We start from the raw sequence: 3,641 nt of genomic DNA, 5'->3' as shown, positions 1-3,641 counted from the left end.
GTGAAAGCTCAGTGCCCAGGGCGGCCGCGGTCATCGGAATATTGAGGGTTGCGTGCAGGTCGTCGCCGTCGCGGGCGTACGTGGCATCGTTGTTGACGCGGATCTCGACGTACAGGTCTCCGGACGGTCCGCCGGCCGGACCGGCTTCGCCCTGGCCCGAAAGCTGGATCCGCGTGCCTGTGGCCACGCCGGCCGGCACCTTGATGGTGAGCGAACGGCGGCTGCGGATACGGCCCTGGCCGCTGCACTCGTTGCAGGGATCCTTGATGACGGTGCCGAAGCCTTCGCAGCTGCCACACGGGGCGGCCGTCATGACCTGGCCAAGAATGGAACGGACAGCCCGCTGGACCTGGCCGCTGCCACCGCAGATATCGCAGCGTTCGGGGTGGCTGCCCTCGCGGCAGCATGAGCCGTTGCAGGTGGGGCAGGTGACGGCGGTATCCACTTCAAGTTTCTTGTTGACGCCGAACACTGCGTCCCGGAGTTCGATCCGGACGCTGATGAGCGCATCCTGGCCACGGCGGACCCGGGACGCCGGACCTGCCTGGCCGCCGGCCCCGAAGAAGGTGTCGAAGATGTCCTGGAACGCGAAGCCCTGGCCGGCGTAACTGCCGCCGCCGAAGCCGTTGTCGGTGCCGTTCTCGTTGCCGGTGGTGTCATAGACCCGGCGCTTTTGGGGATCCGAAAGCACCTCGTAGGCGTGGGTCACGGCCTTGAAGCGGTCCGACGCATCGTCCCCGGGGTTGACGTCCGGGTGAAGGGTGCGGGCCAGCTTGCGGTAGGCCTTCTTGATCTCTTCGCCGGTAGCTTCCGGTGAGACCCCGAGGACGTCGTAGTGGCTGCTCAAAGTTCGTATCTCTTCCTTGTTGTACTGCCGGCAGTTTGACCGCCGGCACTGCTCTTGGTGCCTGGACCGGTGCTGTTACGGACCCAGAATTCTTGAAAGATAACGGGCTACTGCCCTGACGGCCGCCATGGTGGTGGGGTAGTCCATCCGGGTGGGGCCAAGGACGCCGATCTTGGCGGTGCTGTCCGGTCCGTATGCCGTGGCCACCACGGATGCTTCGGCAAGGCCGACGTAGGGGTTCTCGCGCCCGATGCTCACTGTCACGCCGCGGGGATCCTGCGCCATTTCGCTCAGGAGCCTGAGCATCACCACCTGCTCTTCCAACGCTTCAAGCACCGGCCCGATGCTCAGCGGGAAGTCCACATTGGACCGGGCGAGATTCGCGGTTCCTGCCATGACCATACGGTCTTCGCGGCTGTTGTGGGAAAGTGTTTCCAGGCCGTTAGCCAGGGCCTGGGCGGCTGCGCGCTGGCCGTGGCTTACGGACGAAACCACGGCCGGCAGCAGTTGCGTGAGCTGGCTCAGCGGTGTGCCGGACAGGGACCCGAGGAAGTGGGTCCGCAGCGCGGCGATGGCGTCCTCGCCAAGGTCCTGTCCGACGTCGGTCACGCGTTGTTCCACTTTGCCGGTGTTGGCAATCAGGACAACGAGAACCCGCCGCGGGGCGAGGAGAACGAATTCGATGTGCCGGATGGTGGCACGGCTGAGGTGCGGGTACTGCACCACGGCCACCTGGTTGGTCAGCTGCGACAGCAGCCGGACTGTCCGTTCCAGGACGTCGTCGAGATCGTCGGAGCCCTCCAGCAGCGACTGGATGGCCCGCCGCTCTGCCGGCGAAAGCGGCTTCACCGCGGAAATCTGGTCCACAAACAGCCGGTAGCCCTTATCGGTGGGAATCCGGCCGGCGCTGGTGTGCGGGGCTGTGATCAGGCCCTCGTCCTCCAGCGCCGCCATGTCGTTACGGATGGTTGCGCTGGAGACGCCAAGGTGATGGCGTTCCACCAACGCTTTGGAACCCACAGGCTCACGGGAGTGCACGTAGTCCTCCACGATGGCACGCAGTACTTCAAGTTTGCGCGGCTCGCTCACACTCCACCTCCATCTACGGGTCGCGGCCTGTCTGGCCGGGCCGCCGGCATCCTGCTCCCGATCCTGCGGACAGGGAGGGCGGGACAGACCGGCCAGCGTTAGCACTCGACATGCCTAAGTGCTAACAGTCTAATATGACTCACCCCGTTGTTAGCATTGGTACCGCTCCGGGCGAAACTCCGGGGGACCATCTAGCGCGAGGCGGAGTCAACCGATGCAGTACCAGAATTGGGGTCCGCAGGACATCAAGGCGCCTGTCAGGAATGAACTCCCCGAGGTTCCTGCAGAGCGGGGAATGGTCCTCGAAGACGCGCAGTCAGGCTGGGTAGGGGCCGTGACCAGGGTGGAGAAGTCCGGCGGCATGCACGTGGTGGCCCTTGAAGACCGGCGCGGCAAGTCCCGTTCCTTCAAGCTTGGCTTCGGTTTCCTCCTGGAGGGGCAGCCCATCAGGCTGATGCCTCCCGCTCCGCGGCAGCCCGGCACCCCGGCCACCGCAGGCCGTACGGCCTCCGGCTCAGTCCGCGTGGCAGGCCAGCGTGCGCAGGTGGCCAAGGCGAGCAGGATCTGGGTGGAAGGAAAGCACGACGCCGAACTCATCGAAAAGGTCTGGGGCGATGACCTGCGGGTGGAAGGCATCGTCGTCGAACCCCTGCATGGCATCGATGACCTCGCAGGGGCAGTAGCTGCGTTCCAGCCGGGTCCCGGCAGGCGGCTGGGTGTCCTTGTTGACCACCTGGTGGCTGACTCCAAGGAGTCGCGGATCGCAGCAGGGGTTATGGCCTCGCCGGGGGCCGCCGGCAACGTCCTGATCGTGGGGCATCCCTATATTGACGTGTGGCAGGCCATCCGGCCTTCGGTGCTGGGGATCAGCCAGTGGCCCGTGGTACCCCGTGGGCAGGACTGGAAGACCGGCATTCTGGCCGCTTTTGGCTGGCCGCATTCCACCAAGGAAGACATTGGGCTGGGCTGGCAGAAGCTGCTGGGTGCGGTCCACAGCTACGCGGACCTGGAAGCATCACTGCTGGGCCGGGTGGAGGAAGTCATCGACTTCCTGACAGTGCCTTAGCCGCCTGGGACGTTCCGTGGAGGACGGCGCCTCTGCAGAGCGCGCCTCGCGGGGGGCGTTTGGCCATCGACCCAGTATTCTTGATACTGCGCAGGCTGCTGTTTCTTCAGGCCGGCACTCTCCACCAAGCACTATTGCACTCTCGAAGGAATAAACAGTGGCACAAAACGCACGCGAGCACCCGGACGACCAGGGCCGTTCGGAGTACCAGGGCGTTCCCGCAAATGCGTTGCCCCTTACGGCCAGCGAAGACCGGCAATGGGCTACCCTCGCCCACTTTGGCGGGATCCTCGGCTGCGTTCCGTCACTGCTGATTTTCCTGATCTTCCGTGAGCGGGGCCCGTTCACTGCGCAGGAGTCCAAGGAAGCACTGAATTTCAGCCTGCCGCCCACCATTGCTGCACTGGTGGCCAACCTTCTGGTCTTCATCCCGGTGGTGGGAAACATTTTTGCCGTCATCGCGACCCTGATCTGGATCGCCCTGACGTGCTACTCGGTGGCGGCCGGCATCCACGTCAACAAGGGCCAGCCCCACCGCTACCAGTACAACCTGCGCTGGATCAAGTAGTCCCGAGCAACGATTAACCAACGCGGGGTCACTTCCCGCCCAAAATCCTCACTGGATTGGGCCGGAAGTGA

Annotated in this window: 4 protein-coding genes; 2 read left to right on the top strand and 2 right to left on the bottom strand. The window is 64.7% G+C overall.

Annotated features, from left to right (window positions below; all coding sequences use genetic code 11):
• Nucleotides 1-847, bottom strand: an 847-nt coding sequence (locus tag DBR22_RS01015) for a DnaJ C-terminal domain-containing protein (protein ID WP_108597378.1), incomplete at its 3' end; no start/stop codon positions are given.
• A 75-nt stretch (nucleotides 848-922) separates the two neighbouring features.
• Nucleotides 923-1,936, bottom strand: coding sequence for a heat-inducible transcriptional repressor HrcA (gene hrcA / locus DBR22_RS01010; RefSeq protein WP_108597377.1), 1,014 nt, complete (start codon nucleotides 1,934-1,936; stop codon nucleotides 923-925).
• Between the two features lie 214 nt (nucleotides 1,937-2,150).
• Between hrcA and DBR22_RS01005 the strand changes: the two genes are divergently transcribed.
• Both DBR22_RS01005 and DBR22_RS01000 read left to right on the top strand, forming a co-directional pair.
• Entirely contained in the window at nucleotides 2,151-3,002 is an 852-nt protein-coding gene (locus tag DBR22_RS01005; protein ID WP_108597376.1) for a DUF3097 domain-containing protein, read from the top strand.
• Between the two features lie 157 nt (nucleotides 3,003-3,159).
• Nucleotides 3,160-3,570: a DUF4870 domain-containing protein gene (locus tag DBR22_RS01000; RefSeq protein ID WP_108597375.1), complete on the top strand. Its 411-nt coding sequence runs from the start codon at nucleotides 3,160-3,162 to the stop codon at nucleotides 3,568-3,570.
• Nucleotides 3,571-3,641 lie beyond the last annotated feature (71 nt).

It is taken from the genome of Arthrobacter sp. HMWF013, assembly GCF_003061105.1.
Taxonomy (GTDB): domain Bacteria; phylum Actinomycetota; class Actinomycetes; order Actinomycetales; family Micrococcaceae; genus Arthrobacter.
This window is presented reverse-complemented; position numbering and strand designations above follow the sequence as displayed.